Origin of the sequence: Paenarthrobacter aurescens (genome assembly GCF_025421775.1) — a bacterium.
GTDB lineage: Bacteria > Actinomycetota > Actinomycetes > Actinomycetales > Micrococcaceae > Arthrobacter > Arthrobacter aurescens_B.
On record NZ_JAOEFX010000003.1, the window covers coordinates 117375 to 136091 of the forward strand.

The 18717-nt window shown below is 62.0% G+C and carries 21 protein-coding genes; 16 read left to right on the forward strand and 5 right to left on the reverse strand.

The features are described from left to right. Nucleotides 1-21 precede the first annotated feature (21 nt). The 9 genes from N7568_RS06735 (at nt 22) to N7568_RS06775 (ending at nt 7818) form a co-directional block, all read left to right on the forward strand. A complete protein-coding gene (locus N7568_RS06735; protein ID WP_261609122.1) occupies nt 22-1551 on the forward strand; it encodes an extracellular solute-binding protein in 1530 nt (509 codons plus the stop codon). Next, nucleotides 1548-2522 carry an ABC transporter permease gene (locus N7568_RS06740; RefSeq protein ID WP_261609123.1) on the forward strand — a complete coding sequence of 325 codons (975 nt, stop codon included), beginning with the start codon at nt 1548-1550 and terminating at the stop codon, nt 2520-2522. Before N7568_RS06735 ends, N7568_RS06740 begins: the two co-directional genes overlap by 4 nt. Continuing rightward, nucleotides 2523-3395 (forward strand): carbohydrate ABC transporter permease, encoded by an 873-nt coding sequence (locus N7568_RS06745; protein ID WP_261609124.1) that lies wholly within the window; start codon nt 2523-2525, stop codon nt 3393-3395. A 27-nt stretch (nt 3396-3422) separates the two neighbouring features. After that, entirely contained in the window at nt 3423-4094 is a 672-nt protein-coding gene (locus N7568_RS06750; RefSeq protein ID WP_261609125.1) for a rhamnogalacturonan acetylesterase, read from the forward strand. Then, nucleotides 4091-4765 (forward strand): YesU family protein, encoded by a 675-nt coding sequence (locus N7568_RS06755; protein WP_261609126.1) that lies wholly within the window; start codon nt 4091-4093, stop codon nt 4763-4765. The genes N7568_RS06750 and N7568_RS06755 overlap by 4 nt, the downstream gene beginning before the upstream one ends. A 51-nt stretch (nt 4766-4816) precedes the next feature. Then, nucleotides 4817-5836, forward strand: coding sequence for an acetylxylan esterase (locus N7568_RS06760; protein WP_261609127.1), 1020 nt, complete (start codon nt 4817-4819; stop codon nt 5834-5836). Nucleotides 5837-6055: 219 nt separating this feature from the next. After that, nucleotides 6056-7204 (forward strand): 3-deoxy-7-phosphoheptulonate synthase, encoded by a 1149-nt coding sequence (locus tag N7568_RS06765; protein ID WP_261609128.1) that lies wholly within the window; start codon nt 6056-6058, stop codon nt 7202-7204. A gap of 139 nt (nt 7205-7343) precedes the next feature. Next, nucleotides 7344-7556: a helix-turn-helix domain-containing protein gene (locus N7568_RS06770; protein ID WP_017199160.1), complete on the forward strand. Its 213-nt coding sequence runs from the start codon at nt 7344-7346 to the stop codon at nt 7554-7556. Between the two features lie 163 nt (nt 7557-7719). Further along, a complete protein-coding gene (locus N7568_RS06775; protein WP_003792170.1) occupies nt 7720-7818 on the forward strand; it encodes a 30S ribosomal protein bS22 in 99 nt (32 codons plus the stop codon). Between the two features lie 154 nt (nt 7819-7972). Here the strand turns inward: N7568_RS06775 and N7568_RS06780 are convergent, their stop codons facing one another. Together N7568_RS06780 and N7568_RS06785 are read right to left on the reverse strand one after the other, a co-directional pair. After that, nucleotides 7973-8935, reverse strand: coding sequence for an endonuclease domain-containing protein (locus N7568_RS06780; RefSeq protein ID WP_261609129.1), 963 nt, complete (start codon nt 8933-8935; stop codon nt 7973-7975). Between the two features lie 149 nt (nt 8936-9084). After that, complete coding sequence (locus tag N7568_RS06785; RefSeq protein ID WP_261609130.1) at nt 9085-9900, reverse strand: HAD family hydrolase; 816 nt, start codon at nt 9898-9900, stop codon at nt 9085-9087. Between the two features lie 132 nt (nt 9901-10032). Here N7568_RS06785 and N7568_RS06790 point away from each other — a divergent pair, with 132 nt between their 5' ends. Both N7568_RS06790 and N7568_RS06795 read left to right on the forward strand, forming a co-directional pair. Next, nucleotides 10033-10287, forward strand: coding sequence for a glutaredoxin family protein (locus N7568_RS06790; protein ID WP_261609131.1), 255 nt, complete (start codon nt 10033-10035; stop codon nt 10285-10287). A 77-nt stretch (nt 10288-10364) separates the two neighbouring features. Next, nucleotides 10365-11072, forward strand: coding sequence for a redox-sensing transcriptional repressor Rex (locus N7568_RS06795; RefSeq protein ID WP_306422690.1), 708 nt, complete (start codon nt 10365-10367; stop codon nt 11070-11072). A 47-nt stretch (nt 11073-11119) separates the two neighbouring features. Here the strand turns inward: N7568_RS06795 and N7568_RS06800 are convergent, their stop codons facing one another. From N7568_RS06800 to N7568_RS06810, 3 genes are all read right to left on the reverse strand, one after another. Next, nucleotides 11120-11878, reverse strand: coding sequence for a hypothetical protein (locus N7568_RS06800; RefSeq protein ID WP_261609133.1), 759 nt, complete (start codon nt 11876-11878; stop codon nt 11120-11122). Nucleotides 11879-12134: 256 nt separating this feature from the next. Further along, on the reverse strand, nt 12135-12854 hold the full coding sequence (locus N7568_RS06805; protein WP_261609134.1) for a hypothetical protein: 720 nt from the start codon (nt 12852-12854) through the stop codon (nt 12135-12137). Nucleotides 12855-13028: 174 nt separating this feature from the next. After that, nucleotides 13029-13580 carry a YceI family protein gene (locus N7568_RS06810; RefSeq protein WP_261609508.1) on the reverse strand — a complete coding sequence of 184 codons (552 nt, stop codon included), beginning with the start codon at nt 13578-13580 and terminating at the stop codon, nt 13029-13031. A gap of 207 nt (nt 13581-13787) precedes the next feature. On the opposite strand from N7568_RS06810, the gene N7568_RS06815 reads away from it, so the two are divergent. From N7568_RS06815 to ccsB, 5 genes are read left to right on the forward strand one after another with little or no spacing between them, the layout of a single operon-like run. Further along, nucleotides 13788-14453 carry a histidine phosphatase family protein gene (locus tag N7568_RS06815; RefSeq protein ID WP_261609135.1) on the forward strand — a complete coding sequence of 222 codons (666 nt, stop codon included), beginning with the start codon at nt 13788-13790 and terminating at the stop codon, nt 14451-14453. Between the two features lie 4 nt (nt 14454-14457). Then, nucleotides 14458-15063 (forward strand): TlpA family protein disulfide reductase, encoded by a 606-nt coding sequence (locus tag N7568_RS06820; protein WP_261609136.1) that lies wholly within the window; start codon nt 14458-14460, stop codon nt 15061-15063. A 4-nt stretch (nt 15064-15067) separates the two neighbouring features. Beyond that, nucleotides 15068-15823, forward strand: a complete 756-nt coding sequence (locus N7568_RS06825) for a cytochrome c biogenesis CcdA family protein (protein WP_261609137.1) — start codon at nt 15068-15070, stop codon at nt 15821-15823. Beyond that, the gene (gene resB, locus N7568_RS06830; protein ID WP_261609138.1) at nt 15823-17523 is read left to right on the forward strand and encodes a cytochrome c biogenesis protein ResB; all 1701 of its coding nucleotides are present in this window, start codon (nt 15823-15825) and stop codon (nt 17521-17523) included. The genes N7568_RS06825 and resB overlap by 1 nt, the downstream gene beginning before the upstream one ends. Then, nucleotides 17523-18590, forward strand: a complete 1068-nt coding sequence (ccsB, locus tag N7568_RS06835) for a c-type cytochrome biogenesis protein CcsB (protein WP_261609139.1) — start codon at nt 17523-17525, stop codon at nt 18588-18590. Before resB ends, ccsB begins: the two co-directional genes overlap by 1 nt. Nucleotides 18591-18717: the final 127 nt, after the last annotated feature.

The window sequence follows — 18717 nt, forward strand, 5'->3', positions numbered from 1 at the left end:
TGAAGTGGAGCAGGTAAGAAAATGATCCGTAGAAAACACACGCTGGCTGCCGCCGTCGTCGTTTCCGCTGCCCTGGCGCTGACCGCCTGTGGTGGCGAAGCGCCGGCGTCGGACCTTTCATCCGTCAAGATCATGGCGCCGTTCCTGGAGGCGCAGCCGCCAACAGCCGACGGCGCCGTGCAGAAGAAGCTCGAAGAGCTGACGGGCAAGGACGTCAACATCACGTGGACGCCCAACGCGTCGTACGAGGACAAGATGAACATCACCCTTGCCTCATCGGAGATCCCGCACGTCCTGGTGGTCCAGGGCAAAACGCCGGGCTTCGTGAAGAACGCCGAAGCGGGCGCCTTCTGGGACCTCACGGACAAGCTCAATGACTACCCGAACCTGAAGACCACTTTCCCGGAGGTCCAGCAGAACGCCAGCGTCAACGGCAAGGTTTACGGTGTTTACCGTGGCCGAAACCCGATCCGTGCAGCGGTCATGTTCCGCCAGGATTGGCTGGACAAGCTGGGCCTGAAGGCGCCCGAAACCACCGAAGACCTCTACAAAGTGGCCAAGGCATTCACTGAACAGGATCCGGACGGCAACGGCCAGAACGATACCTACGGCATCACCATCCCCAAGTGGGGCGCACTCGGAACCAACAGCCCGTATGACCTGATCGAGACCTGGTACGGAGCCGGCAACCGCTGGACCGAGCGCGACGGCAAGCTGGTCCCCAGCTTCGAAACCGACGAGTTCCTCGAAGCCAACCGATTCATCAAGAAGATGGTGGACGAGAAACTCATCAACCCCGATTTCGCCACGTTCGACGGCACCAAGTGGAACGAACCATTCTTCAACGGCAAGGGCGGCATCATCGTAGACGTCGACTCCCGCGTCAGCGTGCTGATCAACCTGTTCAAGCAGGCCAACCCCAACGACTTCGAGAACAAAGTGGGCTTCGTGGGCAGCCTCAAGGGACCCGACGGCGAACTGCACGCCCACCCCACGGACGGATACTCCGGCTTCCTGGCCATCCCCAAGTCCAGCGTCAAGACCGAAGCTGACCTGAAGAACGTGCTCAGCTTCCTGGACAAACTGAACAGCAAGGAAGTTGCCGTGCTCATGAACAACGGCATTGAGGGCGTGAACTTCACGCTGGAGGAGGGCCTCGCCGCCACCATCAAACCGGAGACACCTGAGGGCAAGGTGGTCAACACCGATATCAAGAGCTTCGCGCAGCTGGGCACCAACGTCACCGGCAATAACTTCTACCCCGTCAAGCAGGCCTCGGAGTACGAGCAGAAGGTCTTCGACGACCGGGTCGCCGTCATGGCCGAGGACCTCAAGAGCGCCGTGTACAACCCGGCAGCCGCGTTTGTATCGCCCACTTACGTTGCCAAGGGCGCGCAGCTGGACAACATCGTTGCTGATGCCCGCATCAAGTACCTAGCAGGGCAAACCGACGAGCAGGGCCTGAAGGACGCCATCAAGCTGTGGAACACCAGCGGCGGTGACAAGGTCAAGGAAGAAATTAACAAGCTCTGGCAGGAAAACAAGAAGTGACAGCCCCGGTTGTAGAAGCCAAAGCCCCGGGGCGGGCGGCAACCAAGCCGCCCGCCCCGGCGCGGCGGCGCGGCTTCGCCGTCCACTTCGCGCACTACAAGTGGCTGTATCTGCTGTTGTTGCCCGGGGTCCTGTACTTCGCGATCTTCCGGTACGGGCCCATGTACGGCGTGTCCATCGCCTTCAAGGACTACGTTCCGTTCCTGGGGGTCAACGGCAGTCCGTGGGTGGGTGTCCAGCACTTCCAGGACTTCTTCGCCAACCCCGACTTTCCCCGGCTTTTGGGAAACACCCTCATCCTGGCGTTCCTGAACCTGGGGATAGCGTTCCCGCTGACCATCGTGTTGGCGCTGCTGCTCAACGAAGTCCGGCTTTCCGTGCTCAAGCGCACTGTCCAGACGCTGGTGTACATCCCGCACTTCCTGTCCTGGACCATCGTGGCCTCGTTGAGCTTCCTGCTGTTTGCGCTGGACATCGGTCCGCTGTTCCAGTTCGTCAACGGGCTCTTTGGGACCAATGTGGACATCCTGTCCGATCCCAACTGGTTCCGGCCGCTGATCGTGTTGCAGGAAATCTGGAAGAACACCGGCTGGGGCACCATCATCTTCCTCGCCGCGCTGGCCACAGTTGACCAGGACCAGTACGAGGCAGCGATTATCGACGGCGCCGGCAGGTTCCGCCGCGTCTGGCACATCACCTTGCCAGGCATCCGGTCCACCATCATCGTGATGCTCATCCTGGCCATCGGGCAGATGCTCAACACCGGCTTCGAGCAGATCTACCTCATGACCAACGCCCTCAACCGCAGCGTGGCCGACGTCTTCGATACCTACGTGTACTTCGTGGGCATCACCCAAGGCGCCTACAGCTACAGCACCGCCGTCGGACTCTTCAAGTCCTTGGTGGGCATCGTGCTGATCTTTGGCACCAACTGGCTGTCCAAGCGGTTCAACCAGAGCGGACTGTTCTAAATGAAGATTCACAACACCCGTGGCGGACGGATATTCGACGCCGCCAACTACGTCTTCCTCACACTGGTTGGCATCATCACCCTGCTGCCGTTCGTCTATGTGGTGGCAGGGTCCTTCGCCAACGAAGCGGAAATCACCCGGCGTGCGTTCTTCGTCTGGCCCGAGCAATTCACGCTGGGAGCCTACGAGTACATCTTCTCCACGCCGGCCTTCACCCGAGCCCTGATCACCACGGTGCTGGTCACGCTGGTGGGCACCCTGATCCAGCTCATCCTGACAGTCACCATGGCCTACCCGTTGGCGAAGAAGAACCTGCGTGGCCGCAAGCTGATCATGTCCTTGGTGGTCTTCGCCATGGTGTTCTCCGGCGGCATGATTCCCACGTTCCTGCTGGTCAAGGACCTGGGCCTGCTGAACTCCTACTGGGCTTTGATCCTGCCGGCTGCCATCAACCCGTTCAGCCTGATCATCATCAAGAACTTCTTCCAGGAGCTCCCGGCCGAGTTGGAGGAGTCGGCCAAGATGGACGGTGCCACGGAAATCGGGATCCTCTGGCGGATCCTGCTGCCGCTCTCCAAGCCGGTGCTGGCCACTTTTGCGCTGTTCTACGCGGTGGGGATCTGGAACGACTTCATGTCACCCCTGCTCTACCTCAGCGATAACAACATGTGGACCCTGCAGATGTACCTGCGCCAAGTCACCGCTGCCTCGGACCTCTTGGGTACCGGCAACGTGGACCCCTCCTATATCCCGCCGGAGCAAGGCATCAAATTCGCCGTGATCGTGGTGGCCACGCTGCCCATCCTGATCTTCTACCCCTTCCTGCAGAAGCACTTTGCCAAGGGCATGCTGATCGGTTCCGTGAAGGGCTAGGCGCCGCTTCCCGATGAAAGGACAACCATGAAAATCCTCCTTGCGGGCGACTCGACTGTTGCCGTCTGCCCCAGCTACGAATACCCGATGAGCGGCTGGGGCGCCCATCTCGCGCCCGAGACCTACTGGTGGGGTGCCGTCCACAACTTTGCCAAAGGCGGCGCCACCACGGAGTCGTTCCGCGAGGAGGGTCTTTGGTACCAGCTCATCAACCAGACGGTTCAGGGGGACCTGGTCGTCATCCAGTTTGGGCATAACGACCAGAAACGTGAGCACCTCGCGGCGCGCACTGGCTACACGGACAACCTCCGGCGGATGGTCGCCGAGGTTCGCGCCAAAGGCGGCATCCCCGTCCTGTGTACCTCGGTTGAGCGCCGGCACTTCAGTCACGGTCAACTGGACACCACGCTCGGCGAGTATCCCGCCGTCGTGCGCGAACTCGGGGCCGAACTCGGCCTGGACGTCATCGACCTCAACCAATGGACCCGAGCGCTGTATATGGAGCTGGGGGAGGAGGGGTCCAAGGAGCTGTTCTTCCATTTCGCCCCGGGCGAGCACGCACACTGGGCCGGTGGCCTGGAGGACAACACCCATTTCCACGAGAAGGGCGCCCGGCGGATCGCTGCGTTTGTGGCGGAGCAATTGGAATCCCTCGGTTACGGGCTGGTGGCTACGGTCAGCGCGGGAGTGCGCGATTGATCTACTCCAACGCCTTGCGGGGTCCTTCGGATGTGGCTGGTTGGGTGGCCGAAGGGCCGGTCCAATTCGGAACGTACGACGGCGGGCCCGGGTTCGCGGACGATGACACCGTCGCGCTGGTCCTGTCGGGCGCGAAGGACGCGGAAGAGCACGGCGACCACGCCCACTGGACTCTGTGGTGCCCGGAAGAAATCCCGGATCATGTGCGGATTACCTGGGAGTTCCTGCCGCTCGAGGAACCCGGACTTGCCATGGTGTTTTTCGCTGCACGTGGCCATGGCGGCGAGGATCTGTTCTCGGCATCCCTGGCTCCCCGCACCGGTTTCTACCCGCAGTACCATTCGGGGGACATGGACGCCCTCCACATCTCCTACTTCCGGCACAAATATGCCTCGGAGCGGGCTTTCCGCACCTGCAATCTTCGCAAGAGTGCGGGGTTCGAGCTTGTGGCGCAGGGAGCTGACCCGCTGCCTCCCACGGAAGATGCCAACGGTTTTTATCAGATGGAAGTCATTAAGGACGGCCCAAAAGTGGCCTTCGCCATCAACAACCTGCCCTTGTTCGACTGGACAGACCCAAGCCCCGGACCCCTTGGTGGCGGCTACTTCGGAATCCGCCAAATGGCCCCGCTGAAAGCCGCGTACCGCAACCTCCACATCAGCCATCTGTGACCTGTTGAGCCCTGTGACGGGGCACACGAAACCATGACGTAGGATGTCCTCATGCCCCTCTTTGACCTCCCCCTTGAGCAGCTTCGCGACTACACCTCAAGCGCAGTTCCACCGGCAGACCTCGACGCCTTCTGGGACCGCACCATCAGCGAGGCCCGGGCCTTGCCGCTGGACGCTGTCTTCGAACCGGTGGATAACTACCTGAGCGTGATTGACACCTTCGATGTCACCTTCTCCGGTTACGGGGAAGATCGCATCAAAGGCTGGCTGCATGTGCCGTCGCACCTCGAAGCCGGGCAGCAGCTTCCTGTGGTGGTGGAATACATCGGCTATTCCGGCGGCCGCGGCCTGGTCAACCAGAACACCCGTTGGGCGCAGGCCGGGTATGCGCACTTCATCATGGACACCCGTGGCCAGGGCTATGGCGGCGTTTCCGGCGACACCCCGGATCCGCACCCATCCGCGGGTGGGGTGAACTATGCGGGACTCATGACGCGGGGCGCCGACCACCAGGACAACTACTACTTCCGCCGGGTCTACGTGGACGCCTTTCGTGCGGTAGAAGCGGCACAGAGCCATCCCGCCGTCGACCCTTCCACAGTGGTGCTGGCCGGCGTGAGCCAGGGCGGCGGCATCACTGTTGCTGCTGCCGGACTGACCGCCGGAAGGCTCGACGGCGTCATCGCCGCGCTGCCCGACGTCCCGTTCCTGCAGGACTTCCCCCGCGCGATCGACATCACCCCGCGCGGCCCGTACCCGGAGATTGCAGGCTTCCTGGGTCGGCACCGGGACAAATACGAGCCCATGCTGGCCGTCCTGAACTACTTCGATGGCGTCCACCTGGGCCGCGCCGCCACCGTTCCTGCTCTGTTCTCCGCAGCCCAGATGGACGATATCTGCCCGCCGTCCACAGTGTTCGCCAGCTACAACAGCTACGGAAGTGGCTCTCCCGAAAAGGGCATTGCGCCGGAGAAGGACATTGAGGTCTACCGCTTCAATAACCACGAGGGCGGCCAGGAACACCACTGGATCAGGCAGCTGCAGTTCCTCCGCAAACTGTTGTCATCATGACGGACGCAATTTGCCGGGTTTGAGGAACCGCGGTTATGGTGTGGCTATGACAAACCGTTGGTATGCGTATTTTTCGTTGGCTCTGGAGGGGCCCGCGTCTAACTGACACGCATCCAACTTTCCTTCAGAGCCAACAGGGCAGAGATCATTCTCTGCCCTTCGCCATATCCGGCGGGTTCTGAAAAGGGGCCCGCTCCGCACCCGGAACAGGACCCAGAAATGACCAGCATCGCCGCAGAATCCACCGAATCGCTTCACTCCGCTGATTCCGGGGACGCAGCCCAGCCCAGCACCTCCAACCTTCGGGTCGCCCGCTTCGAGCCGCTTCCGGCGCCCCAGGACCTCATCGCTGAGTTGCCGCTGGACGCCCGCTCAGCTGCCGTCGTCGACCGTGGCCGCGACCAGGTCCGCGCCATCATGGACGGCGTGGATGACCGCCTGCTGGTGATCGTTGGACCGTGCTCCATCCACGACCCCAAGGCCGGGCTTGAATACGCCCGCCGGCTGGTGAGCCAGGCGGAGAAGCACAAGGAAGACCTGCTGATCGTCATGCGGACCTACTTCGAGAAGCCCCGCACCACCGTCGGCTGGAAGGGCCTCATCAACGATCCCCACCTGGACGGCAGCCACGACATCGCGGCCGGACTGCGGGCCGCCCGCGGCTTCCTGAAGCAGGTCACGGCACTCGGCCTGCCCACCGCGACCGAGTTCCTTGAGCCGATCAGCCCGCAGTACATGGCGGACCTCGTTTCCTGGGGTGCCATCGGGGCGCGCACCACCGAAAGCCAGATCCACCGCCAGCTCGCCTCCGGGCTGTCCATGCCCATCGGCTTCAAGAACGGCACCGACGGCGATCTTCAGGTGGCCATCGACGCTTGCGGCGCCTCTGCCGCGGAGCAGGCCTTCCTGGGAATCGACGACGACGGCCGCGCGGCTCTCGTAGCGACGTCCGGCAACCCGGACACACACGTGATCCTGCGTGGCGGACGCAAGGGTCCCAACTACTCCCAGGAAGACGTTGCCGCGGCATCCTCGAAGCTGGCAGCGAAGGGGCTGAACCCGCGCCTGATCGTGGATGCCAGCCACGCCAACAGCGGGAAGAGCCACCACCGCCAGGCCGAGGTTGCGCTGGAAATCGGCGCTCAGCTCGAAGCAGGCGAGACCTCGCCTATTGCTGGGGTCATGCTGGAGAGCTTCCTCGTTGGCGGGGCGCAGAATTTGGACACCGCCAAGCAGTTGGCCGGCGAGCAGGAACTCGTCTACGGCCAGAGCGTCACGGATGCCTGCATGGAATGGGATGTCACGGCGTCAGTACTGGAGCAGCTCGCTGCGTCTGCCCGTAAGCGCCGCGTGGCGACGGGGGAGTAAGGTCCCACTTTCCGAAAGTGCTTTCACATAGGCCCCATCAGCCTCTAGAGTATCTAGCACATGGTTGTTGGATGGCTCAGCATCGGCACACCGTTCTACTGGGGGTGTCCTACTGTCTGAGAGCAAAGGAATATGGGAAATGTCCGCAGAGACTAACTTCTCGAATGCGCGTTTCATGACGGTGGCTGAAGTGGCCGACGTCCTGCGTGTTTCCAAAATGACTGTGTATCGCCTGGTCCACTCAGGGGAAATGCCCGCCGTAAGGTTCGGCCGTTCCTTCCGGGTACCTGAAGAGGCCGTTGCCCAGTACCTCAAGGGTGCTGTGGTGGACGGACAATCCGAGACCGCCTGAGGCTGCCGGGGTCCGTCCCGCGGACCGTGGTCACGGGGTACCCCTTGAAAGCGGTACTCTGTTAAGGAACGTTTTACGTCAATGTAAGAATCTGTCAGTTGTACTGTCTGCTTCCGCGGACGTGTTCCAACAGACAGGAACTTCTAGTTTGTAAGGAACTTTCGTGGGTTCAGTTATTAAGAAGCGCCGCAAGCGTATGGCAAAGAAGAAGCACCGCAAGCTGCTTCGCAAGACTCGCCACCAGCGCCGCAATAAGAAGTAGAGATACTTCATCAAGCGTGAATGCCCGTTGCCTTTCGAGGTGGCGGGCATTTTTGCGTCCCGGACCGCGCCCCCAACTACCGATCCTCTCTCACCTCCCGAATGGTTTCTGCTGACGCTCTCTCACGGTTCGGGCCTTTCTGCGGAAGCCTCTCTCACCGTCCCAGCGCGAAACCCGACTCCACGGCCGGGTCAATCCAGCCGTTCCGTAGGACCCTCTTGATGTGCAATATCGCCTTGGCGAATCCGTCTGCCAGATCGTCTTTTCCGAAGACAAGAACTGTCCAGCCCGCCGCTGCGAAAGCCTTGTCGCGGCGCCGATCGCTGAAGAACTGTTCCTCCTCAAGGTGATGTTCGCCGTCGTACTGAATGGCCAGGCGCCGAACGCGGAAGCCGAGGTCCGCGGATGGAGAGTACGGGTCGTCGGCGCGTAGTCGTATCTGGAGCTCTGGTTCTGCAAGGCCTGCGTCGAGCATGGCCAAGCGAAGCATCGACTCCGGCGCCGAGTCAGCACCGACCCTCATCAGTTCACGTGCTTCGCGTGCCCGGACCACACCTTGGAGGTTCTTGTGCCGGTCAAGCATCTTCCGAAGTGCCGCGATGGAACTGAACGGAGCTTCGCGTCCTTCGAACTCTTGCCGGGGGGTGCGAATGATTTGGTCGCCTATACAGACCAGCTCGTTCAACGGTAGCCGGCGTGCCAAATCCAGCCATGTCCTGGCACGGGTGCTCATCCACATGCCCTGGTTGAACTCGATTTCGGATTCGTCCACAATCACAGTGTGTCCGATGATGCCTCGTCGCCGCGCTGAGGGGAGATTCCTTGGCTTACTGAGGTGCAGTTCATTTGAATCGGCCAGCCAGGGCGGGAGGAAAAGGCCATGTATCCTCGCGGCGGTCACATGGGAGATCCATGCGCCAGGGCTCGCCGCCGAGAGGGATCGTGCAGCTTGCGTGAGGTCAAATTCCCAGTTGGCGGGACGATAGATTCCTTGGCTGACACTTTCGACTGAGTTTCGATTTTGGAGCTGCGCATGCTCCAAGCCCGCAGCCTTGGCCTCGTCAATGGTGAAGGGGGCAGAAGCAAGCAAGGCAGGAACGGGTGACAGTTTTTGCATACGGGCATTGTTGCCCATGAAGCCCATCACGGGCAGAAGTTATCCACAGGTGCGGTGGCTGAACTCATTCGGTGAGAGAGGATCGGCCGGGAGGGGCTGTTTGGTGAGAGAGGATCGGCCGGGAGGGGCTGTTTGGTGAGAGAGGGTTACTAGCGGGGGCCGCGGAACCGTGAGAAGCCGCGCCACAAACCATAGACCGCTCCGCCAACCGTGGCAGCTTTGAGCCCGAGCGTTGCCGCGCGCCGGCCGGAGCGGAAGTCGTACACAGGCCAGTTGTTTTCACGGGCGTGCCTGCGCAACTTCGCGTCCGGGTTGATGACTACCGGGTGGCCCACCATAGTGAGCAAAGGGATGTCGTTGGCGGAATCGCTGTAGGCCCAGCAATGGTCCAGGTCCAGTCCTTCACGGTCGGCCACGATCTGCACTGCGATTGCCTTAGCCGGACCGTGCAGAATGTCACCGACGAGCTTCCCCGTGTACATTCCGTCTTCCACTTCCCCCACGGTGCCCAGGGCGCCCGTCAGGCCAAGCCGCGTGGAGATAACCGTCGCAACTTCGATGGGTGTCGCTGTCACGAGCCACACCTTGCGACCGACCCTCAGGTGTTGTTCTGCCAGGGCTTTGGTTCCGGGCCAGATCCGCGACTCAATCATTTCGTCGTAGACCTCTTCGCCCAGCGCCTTGATGTCTTCTACGGAGATTCCGGCGGCGAGGGTCAGAGCAGAGTCACGAACCGAGTGGACGTCTTCCATGTTTTCGCCGCGCATGACGAACTTGAACTGCTTCCAGGCAAAACCAGCGGCCTGGGTGAGCGTGAACGCTTTGCGTTCGTACATTTTGCGTGCCACATGGAAGAGGCTTGCGCCCTTCATCAACGTGTTGTCGACGTCGAAGAATGCGGCTTCGCCTGTGCGCTTATGCACTTGGGCATCTGCGACCACGGCGGCGTTCTTCTCCTCGGGCATGTCTCGAGTCTAGTCAATCGGCGGTGCCCCGCGCTGAGGGCGCACGGGAAGGTCCGCCCCGATGGGTCGTGAACGAGGGATGGGAGTTGGGGGTGGGATGTGAGAGGGGGATGGTGCGGTTACCGTTATCCCATGGCTATTCCCGACGTCGTTCTCCTCACCAAAGCTGACTGCCACCTCTGCACGGAGGCGCGTGCCGCCGTCGAGCGCGTGACCAAAAGCCTGGGCGTGCAGTGGACGGAGCAAAGAATCGACGGCGACGCCCAACTGCAGGAGCGGTTCGCCGAAGAGATCCCCGTGGTGCTGGTCAACGGCATTCAACGGGATTTTTGGAAGATCGACGAGGAGCGGCTGACCCGTACTTTGAAGAAAGTCCTGGAGGACTGAGCATGGGGTTACCCGTAAGTAATGGCTTTTGTTGAGTCCGGCCGGGGGGTCATAGAGTGGAACAACAAAGCGACGCAATGGAGAATACCGTGACTGCGCTGGAACCGTCCCCGGGTGCGATAACCGGGGACAACGAACCTGCCACCAAGCAGATCCCGCCCGCGGCTGTGGCCCGGATGACTCTCTACTTACGCGCGCTCAATTCCCTCTTGGCCGAAGGAGTGGAACGCGTTTCGTCGGAAGCGTTGGCCGAAGCCTCGGGTGTCAGTTCGTCCACGCTCCGTAAGGACCTTTCCTACGTCGGCTCCTATGGAACCCGCGGCGTAGGCTACGAAGTCCAGTACCTGAGCCGTCATATAGCGGCCGCGCTCGGGCTGACCCACGACTGGAAGGTAGCCATCGTCGGCGCCGGTAACCTCGGCAAGGCCCTGGCCCGGTATGGCGGCTTTGAATCCAGGGGCTTCGACGTCGTAGCCATCTTCGACGCCGATCCCATGGTGATCGGAAACGAAGTGGGCTGGTTGCGGGTCAGCGATTCAGCAGAACTTGAGCGGGTCCTGGAACGCACCCACACCAACATGGTGGTGCTTGCGCTGCCGGCCACGGTGGCCCAGGCTGTCTGCGACCGTGTGATCGCCGCCGGAATCCGGAGCATCCTCAGCTTCGCGCCGGTGCTGTTGCAGGTCCCACCGCACGTCAACCTCCGCAAGGTGGACATGGCTACCGAGCTCCAGATTCTGGCCTACCACGCACAACGGGCGCAGACACCGGGCCAGGCTGTTTAGCCTTCGCCGGGTCCGCGCCCGCGTTTAGTGCTTGGATTCCCGCGTCTTTAGCGGCCGTAAGGGTTCTGGTACGCGTTGCCGAAAGGCTGCGCCTTGCGGAAATACGGAGCCGACGCCGGAAGGTACAGCATGACGATCGCCGCGACTCCCAACAGGATCACGATGAGCTGCAGGATGCCGTAGGTGGCACCGAACTGGAACAGGCCGGTGAGGCCCAGGACGGAGATGGCGGCGAACACGGTACCCAGGATCCGTGCCCAGTTCTTGCCCTTGCGGACCGGGAAAGCGACCAGGGCGTAGAGGCCGAGGGCCACAACCGCGCCGATGACGGCGCTGATGCCGATCACACCGCGCATGCCTTCCATGGACCCTTCGGGGAGGTCGGTACCCTGCTGGCTTGCCTGCTGGTTCATGGCGTTGATGAAGGCGTCAGCACCGGTGGTAGCCAACAGGAGTGAGCTGATGGCGGAAAGAACGCCGGCTGCAACGATCATCCAGAAGGCGTAGTTGACCATGGGCGGCACAGCGGTGGGACCAGGCTGCTGGCTGGGCCAGTTGGTGTCCTGGCCGTACTGCGGCGCAGCGGGGCCCTGCTGGCCATACTGCGGCGCGGCTGGCTGACCGTACTGCGGAGCAGCAGGGGACTGCTGGCCATACTGAGGGGCGGCGGGGCTCTGCTGACCGTACTGCGGAGCAGCTGGCGGCGGTGACTGCTGCCCGTATTGGGGAGCGGCGGGTTGGGTGCCCGGCTGCTCGGGCTGGTTGGCGTCACCCGGGTTTGACGGCGGGTACGGAGGGTTGCTCATGGCATTCCTTTGCTTGTTCGACTGCTGGTGCGGCCGCCGGGATCAGCAAAATGACCCTGCCCCCAGCGTGGTTCTGCTTCCACCGTACCCTCCGGGTCTGACGCTGCAGACGATCACACGCAGGTATTTCAGGCTTACGGGAAAAATCATCATGTGGGCTTACGCCTTCATGATGAAGGCCGCGGGAATCCAAGGGATTCGACCGCGGCCTTCTGCACTCATATCCGTCGTTCAACGCACGACGGCGGCACGCATGTCAGGGCTGTGCGTGGCCCTTGACTGCCTTGAACCAGAGCTGTGAATTCGGGAGCCACATCAACACCACAGCAACGGCGCTGACCAGGAAGCCGAACCAGTTACCGCCCAGGCCCATACCGGAACCGCCGCCACTGGCCGCTCCAAAGATAGCCAGCAGCAGGGAAACCGCGGCCACGATGGTCAAAGCCAGTCGAGCCCACTCCTTGCCTTCCTTCATCTTCATGGCCAGGACCACCTGGGCGGCGGCCACGGCCAAGGCGATCAAGAGGAGGACCAGAGCGAGGGCTGCGATGCCTGGAGCGAAGGCAAACGCAGCGATGACGGCGAAGAACCCAATGAGTCCGAAGAGCAAACCCAGGAGCCCCGAGATCACCCAGATGAAGTAGGAAACTTTCAGCTCCGTGGGCAGGCCCTGGGTTTTGAACATTCCCGAGAAGCCGCCTTGCGGCATGACGTCGTTGAAGTTGCGGGGTCCGTCAGTAGGCATTTCGAAGTGGAAACCAGGCTGCCCGGGGGCGGGTTGTCCGGGACCGGCCTGAGGCGGCACGGGCTGGGCCGGGCCGGGCTGCTGATACTGACCCGGTTGTGAGGGCGGCTGGTAACCCTGGGGTGGTTGGTAGCCCTGCGGAGGCTGGTAACCCGCAGGAGGAACATTGCCGGGCTGCGGTGGCTGGGCGCCGGGCTGCTGTGGCTGAGGTGTTTCGTCTGGGGTACTCATGGCATCACTTTAGACCGCAGGTTGAAGGATGCATAGGAAATTCGCAGCCAACTCGCAGCTAAATACAGGCTGTTTGCCGAACAATCGCTGGGTGACTTCAGTAGATACGAAACGGCGCCCTCCACAGCGCGAAACTGTGGAGGGCGCCGTTCGGCGTTCCTGGCGGGGCTGTGACTATGCGGCAGCCGGTGCGATGAAGGCGAGTTCCAGGTTGATAACCACCTTGTCGCTGACCAGTACGCCACCTGCTTCGAGGACGGCGTTCCACGTCAGGCCGAATTCCTTACGGCTGATGGTGGTTTCGCCGGAGACGCCGGCGCGGGTGTTGCCGAACGGGTCCACGGCCACGCCGTTGAATTCTGTCTCGATGGCAACTTCCTTGGTCACGCCCTTGATTGTGAGATCGCCCACGAGGTCGAAGCTGTTGCCGTTGGCCTTGACGTGGCGGGACACGAAGGTGATTTCCGGGAACTTCTCCACATCGAAGAAGTCTTCGCCCTTGACGTGGCCGTCGCGGTTGACGTCGCCGGAGTCGAAGCTGGCGGTCTGGATGGTGGCGGTGACCTTGGAGTCGGTCAGGGCTTCGCCAACTTCCAGGGTGGCCGAGGCGTCCTTGAACTGGCCGCGGACCTTGCTGATGCCTGCGTGGCGGACGGTGAAGCCGATCTCGCTGTGGGAAGCGTCGAGGGTCCAGGTGCCGGTGGTGACGTTAGCGGGGAGGGTCATCATGGTGTTGCTCCTATGTCTGGTGGATGTACTGCGTGCTTGCCCGGCTGAAACCAATTGCTTGAAGCGTCAACCGAGCTTCGTGTCTAGTATAAACATGCATATGCATCTTTTATTCCAACTCCACGGAACATTTCGGGAAAACTTTGAGTTCTACTAGCGGTAGAAGATTTCGGATCGCCCCGCTTCTTTGAGAAACTGGTAAACATGCCCCAAGCAACTGTCCATCTGCTTCGCCATGGCGAGGTCCACAATCCTGACGGCGTCCTGTACGGTCGGCTGCCGGAATTCCACCTCTCCGAACGTGGCCGGGAGATGGCCCGGATGTTGGCGGACCACTTCACGGCCCGTGTCAGCCAGGGTGCCAAGATTGTGCACTTGGTGGCGTCGCCGCTGACCCGTGCCCAGGAAACAGCCATGCCTACCTCCGAGGCGTTGAACCTGGAAATCACCACGGATCCGCGCATTATCGAAGCTGAGAACCACTTTGAGGGACTCCACCCCACCAAGAGTGAGTTCCTCAAGCCCAAGCACTGGATCTACTTCCGTAATCCCTTGCGGCCTTCGTGGGGCGAGCCGTACAAGGAGCAAGCGGCGCGCGTTCTGGCTGCGGTTGAAGACGCCCGGGTCAAGGCGATCGAACTGGGCGGCGACGGTGCAGAAGCCATTCTGGTCAGCCACCAGTTGCCCATTTGGTCAACCCGTTTGACCGCGGAAGGTCGTCGCCTGGCGCATGACCCCCGCAAGCGCGAGTGCACGCTCACCTCACTGACTTCGCTGACCCTCGACGACAACGGCAAGATTGTGCGCGTCGAATACACCGAGCCTGCTGCCGTCCTGCTCCCCGGCGCGGCGAGCACCCCAGGGGCATAGAAGCATGGATAACAATCTTTCACGCCGCGGCGTGCTGACCGCCGGGGGCGTCCTCCTGGCAGGCCTGACCATGGGCCTGTCCGCGTGCGCCCAGGAAGACTCCCTGGCCAAGCAGGCCAAGGCAGGCGACAACAAGAACTACGTTGCCGGCGATGGTTCGGTGACGGAGTTCGCCAAAGCCGATCGTGCAGCCCCCGTTGCCCTCAAAGGCACTCTGTTCAACGGCGAAACGGTCAAGCCGGAGGACCTCAAGGGCAAAGTCACCGTCCTGAACTTCTGGTTCGCTGCCTGTGCTCCCTGCCGCATCGAAGCCCCCCAGCTCGAGGCCCTGCACCAGGACTTCAAGGATCAGGGTGTCCAGTTCTTCGGGGTCAACCTGCGCGACGAGAAGGCCACCGCTGACGCCTTCGACAAGACCTTCAACATCACCTACCCGAGCTTCAACGACAAAGACGGTGCCGTGCTCCTGTCCGTGTCCGGCATCGTGCCGCCGGGTGCGGTGCCCACAACGTTGGTCCTGGACAAGGATGGCAAGGTTGCTTCCCGCGTGCTCGGTGAGATCGAGAAGAGCACCCTGAAAGCCCTCATCACCTCAGCAGTGGCCGAGTAGCACCATGAACAGTCCCTTCGCCGAGACGATCCTCAACGGATCGCTGTTGCTGGCTGTACCAGTGGCATTACTGGCCGGGCTGGTCTCGTTCCTTTCGCCGTGCGTGCTGCCGCTCGTGCCCGGTTACCTTGGCTACGTCACAGGACTGACCGGCGTCGACCTCCAAAAGCAGCGGCGGGGCCGCATGCTGGCCGGCATCGGGCTGTTTGTCCTGGGGTTCTCGGTGATTTTCGTCCTCCTTGGTGGAGCGTTCGGCCAACTGGGAACGTTACTGACGGGTCCACAGAACGCTTGGATCACGCAAGTGCTCGGCATCCTGGTGATCATCATGGGCGTGGTGTTCATGGGCGGTTTCGGCTGGCTGCAGCGCGATGCGAAAATTCATGCCAAGCCGCCTGCCGGCCTCTGGGGTGCGCCGCTCCTCGGACTGACGTTTGGCCTTGGCTGGGCACCTTGCATTGGACCGACATACTCCGCGGTACAGTTGCTGAGCTTGTCCGGCGGTTCCTCGGCCGCCAAGGGAGCGCTCCTGGCGTTCGTCTATAGCCTCGGCCTGGGTATTCCGTTCCTCCTGATCGCCCTGGCCGTCCGCCGGGGCATGGGCGTCATGTCCTTCTTCCGCAAGCATCGGCTGGCCATCCAGCGGATCGGCGGAGGCATCCTGATTTTGCTCGGCATCCTGATGGCCACCGGTGTGTGGGGAACCTGGGTGACCGAGTTGCAGTACTGGTTCCAAAACGACGTGAAGTTGCCAATCTGATGAGCGAATCCGTGAAAGCCAAGAAGAAGTCACCAGCCGCTGAAAGTGCAGCGGAAGGAAAACTCGAGCAGGCCAAGTCCGAGGCCGCGCTTCCCGCGCTCGGGTTCAAAGGCATGCTCCGGTGGGCCTGGACCCAGCTGACCAGCATGCGCACGGCGCTGTTCCTGCTGCTCCTGCTCGCCGTTGGTGCGGTACCGGGTTCCCTGTTCCCGCAGCGGCCCGCGAATCCTTCGGTGGTCACGCAGTACATCAAGGACAACCCGTCCTACGGCGAGCTCCTCGACGCGTTGCAGCTTTACGACGTCTACTCGTCGGCCTGGTTCTCGGCCATCTACATCCTGCTCTTTATCTCCCTGATCGGCTGCGTCACGCCGCGCGCCATCGCCCATTACAAGGCCATGAAGTCGCAGCCGCCGCGCACCCCCAAGCGCCTTTCGCGCCTGCCGGAGTACGGCACGCTGGAGCTGCCCGCCGACGCCGGGATCCCGGCGTCGAAAGCCATCAACGATGCCGCCGGACTGCTCAAGAAGCGCGGTTACCGCGTTGAGGTCAGGGACGTCGACGGCGCCCTGCCCTCCTTGGGTGCCGAGCGCGGCTTCCTGAAGGAAGTCGGAAACCTGGTATTCCACACTTCGTTGATCGGCGTGCTGGTGTCCGTGGCCATTGGCGGCCTGTACGGGTACAGCGGCCAGCGGATCCTGGTGGAGGGCGACACGTTCGTCAACACCCTGGTTGGCTATGACCAATTCACGCCGGGCACCAACTTCCAGAGCAGCTCGCTGCAGCCGTACTCCGTCCAACTGGACAAGTTCGAAGCCAAGTTCGATCGCGAATCGCCGGGCAAGGCCGGCCAGCCGATCGACTACACGGCAGAGGTCACCACCAAGGAAACCCCGGACTCGCCGGCCAAGAAGGAAACCCTCAAGGTCAACGACCCCGTGTCGCTCGGCGGCACCAGCCTCTACTTGACCGGCAACGGCTACGCCCCCATGGTGACGGTCCGTGATGGCGAAGGCAACGTTTCTTTCCAAGGGCCAGTCACGGCCAAGGTTCAAGGCGACAACTATTACTCTTCGGTGGTCATCAAGGTCCCGGATGCCAAACCCGAACAGCTGGGTTTTGTTGGCTTCTTCCTTCCGACTGCGTTTGTCAGCGAGGATGGAATTTCCTTCAGTGGTGCTCCGGAACTCATCAACCCCCAGCTGAGCCTGAACTCGTTCTACGGTGACCTTGGCCTGGATAAGGGCGTGCCGCAGAACGTGTTTGAACTGGACGTCAAGGACCTTAAACAGCTCAACGGCCGTGACCTCGCCGCAGGCGGCATCACCTTGTCTCCTGGCGCAACCGTCGACTTGCCCGAGGGCAAGGGCAGCATCACGTTCGACGGCGTCAAGAAGTACATCGGCGTGGACATCCACCACAACCCCGGCCAGTTGTACGCACTGATCTTCGGTTTCCTGGCTGTCGCCGGTCTGGTGATGTCCCTCTACATCAACCGTCGCCGTGTCTGGGTCCGCACCGGAACCCATGCGGACGGCCGGACCATGGTGGAATACGGTCTGCTGGCACGCGGTGAAGATCACCGCCTGGCTGGCGAAGCCGCAGCCCTCCGCGAGATTTTTGCCCGGGAATGGAACCTCCCGGATACGGACCCCGCGACAACAACAGCAGTCTCTTCCTCAACCTCGAAGGACCAGTAATGCCCGTCATCAACGAAACCCTGGGCCAGTACAGCGAGCTGTTCATGCTGTTGGCCGCCGGAACGTACACCGTGGCGTTCATCGCCTTCGCCTGGGACCTCGCCAAGAGCAGCAAGACGCTCCGTGCAGTGGACCTGAAGGCCGCGGCCAGCACCACTGGCGAGAGAGTGGCGGTTGCCGCGGGACGCGTCGGCGGTGGTTTGGGAGGCCCCGACGCCGGTGGGCCGGTTGGCCGTGCTGAGCGCCCGACGTCGGGCCTCACCGTTGAGGGCGGCACGGCCGCCGGTGACATGAAGTATGCCGGTGAGCGCCGCGCGCCTGCCCGCGTGGCAGTAGCGCTGACGGTGTTGGGCGTCCTCATCCACGGCGCAGGCGTGGTAACCCGTGCCTTCGGTGCCGGTCGCGTGCCGTGGGGCAACATGTACGAGTTCCTCACCACCGGTGCCTTCGTGGCGGTTGCTGTTTTCCTGATCGTCCTCATCCGCCGCGACCTTCGGTTCCTGGGCACGTTCGTGATCGGCCTGGCCATCATCATGCTGGTGGCTGCCTCGGCTGCCTTCTGGACCCCGGTGGGCCACCTGGTGCCGGCACTCCAGAGCTACTGGCTGATCATCCACGTTTCCATCGCAGTGCTCTCTTCGGCGCTGTTCACGCTGACTTTCGCCATGTCCGCGTTGCAGCTGGTTCAGTCGCACCGGCAGAAGAATCTTGCCGCCGGCCGCGCGGACAAGCTCGGCTTCATGCGCCTGGTTCCGAATGCACTGAGCCTGGAAAACCTGTCCTACCGCATCAACGCCATTGCCTTCATCGGCTGGACGTTCACTCTCATGTTCGGCGCCATTTGGGCCGAAAAGGCGTGGGGCCGTTTCTGGGGCTGGGACCCCAAGGAAGTCTGGACCTTCGTGATCTGGGTGGTCTACGCGGGGTACCTGCACGCGCGGGCAACACGAGGCTGGACCGGAACCCGTGCGGCATGGTTGTCGATCGTCGGGTATGCCTGCGTCATCATTAACTTCACGCTGGTGAACACGGTCTTCAACGGCCTGCATTCCTACTCCGGGCTCTAGACGCGGTACCCCCGTCTGAGCAGGGGCTTTACGGGTCCAGGCGGAGAATGCTCCTGGAAAATGACAATTCGGTGTATCAACCATGACAATTTGGTGTAGCTCCTAAGCCTTTTACCCTTCCGGGGCA

What these genes read in the sequence shown, in the direction of transcription:
- N7568_RS06745 (WP_261609124.1), top strand. Translation starts at nt 2,523, where the DNA reads ATGAAGATTCACAACACCCGTGGCGGACGGATATTCGACGCCGCCAAC.
- N7568_RS06800 (WP_261609133.1), bottom strand. Translation starts at nt 11,878, where the DNA reads ATGAGCAACCCTCCGTACCCGCCGTCAAACCCGGGTGACGCCAACCAG.
- N7568_RS06815 (WP_261609135.1), top strand. Translation starts at nt 13,788, where the DNA reads ATGCCCCAAGCAACTGTCCATCTGCTTCGCCATGGCGAGGTCCACAAT.
- N7568_RS06790 (WP_261609131.1), top strand. Translation starts at nt 10,033, where the DNA reads ATGGCTATTCCCGACGTCGTTCTCCTCACCAAAGCTGACTGCCACCTC.
- N7568_RS06760 (WP_261609127.1), top strand. Translation starts at nt 4,817, where the DNA reads ATGCCCCTCTTTGACCTCCCCCTTGAGCAGCTTCGCGACTACACCTCA.
- ccsB (WP_261609139.1), top strand. Translation starts at nt 17,523, where the DNA reads ATGCCCGTCATCAACGAAACCCTGGGCCAGTACAGCGAGCTGTTCATG.
- N7568_RS06750 (WP_261609125.1), top strand. Translation starts at nt 3,423, where the DNA reads ATGAAAATCCTCCTTGCGGGCGACTCGACTGTTGCCGTCTGCCCCAGC.
- N7568_RS06825 (WP_261609137.1), top strand. Translation starts at nt 15,068, where the DNA reads ATGAACAGTCCCTTCGCCGAGACGATCCTCAACGGATCGCTGTTGCTG.
- N7568_RS06765 (WP_261609128.1), top strand. Translation starts at nt 6,056, where the DNA reads ATGACCAGCATCGCCGCAGAATCCACCGAATCGCTTCACTCCGCTGAT.
- N7568_RS06805 (WP_261609134.1), bottom strand. Translation starts at nt 12,854, where the DNA reads ATGAGTACCCCAGACGAAACACCTCAGCCACAGCAGCCCGGCGCCCAG.
- N7568_RS06735 (WP_261609122.1), top strand. Translation starts at nt 22, where the DNA reads ATGATCCGTAGAAAACACACGCTGGCTGCCGCCGTCGTCGTTTCCGCT.
- N7568_RS06810 (WP_261609508.1), bottom strand. Translation starts at nt 13,580, where the DNA reads ATGACCCTCCCCGCTAACGTCACCACCGGCACCTGGACCCTCGACGCT.
- N7568_RS06795 (WP_306422690.1), top strand. Translation starts at nt 10,365, where the DNA reads ATGGAGAATACCGTGACTGCGCTGGAACCGTCCCCGGGTGCGATAACC.
- resB (WP_261609138.1), top strand. Translation starts at nt 15,823, where the DNA reads ATGAGCGAATCCGTGAAAGCCAAGAAGAAGTCACCAGCCGCTGAAAGT.
- N7568_RS06820 (WP_261609136.1), top strand. Translation starts at nt 14,458, where the DNA reads ATGGATAACAATCTTTCACGCCGCGGCGTGCTGACCGCCGGGGGCGTC.
- N7568_RS06785 (WP_261609130.1), bottom strand. Translation starts at nt 9,900, where the DNA reads ATGCCCGAGGAGAAGAACGCCGCCGTGGTCGCAGATGCCCAAGTGCAT.
- N7568_RS06780 (WP_261609129.1), bottom strand. Translation starts at nt 8,935, where the DNA reads ATGCAAAAACTGTCACCCGTTCCTGCCTTGCTTGCTTCTGCCCCCTTC.
- N7568_RS06770 (WP_017199160.1), top strand. Translation starts at nt 7,344, where the DNA reads ATGTCCGCAGAGACTAACTTCTCGAATGCGCGTTTCATGACGGTGGCT.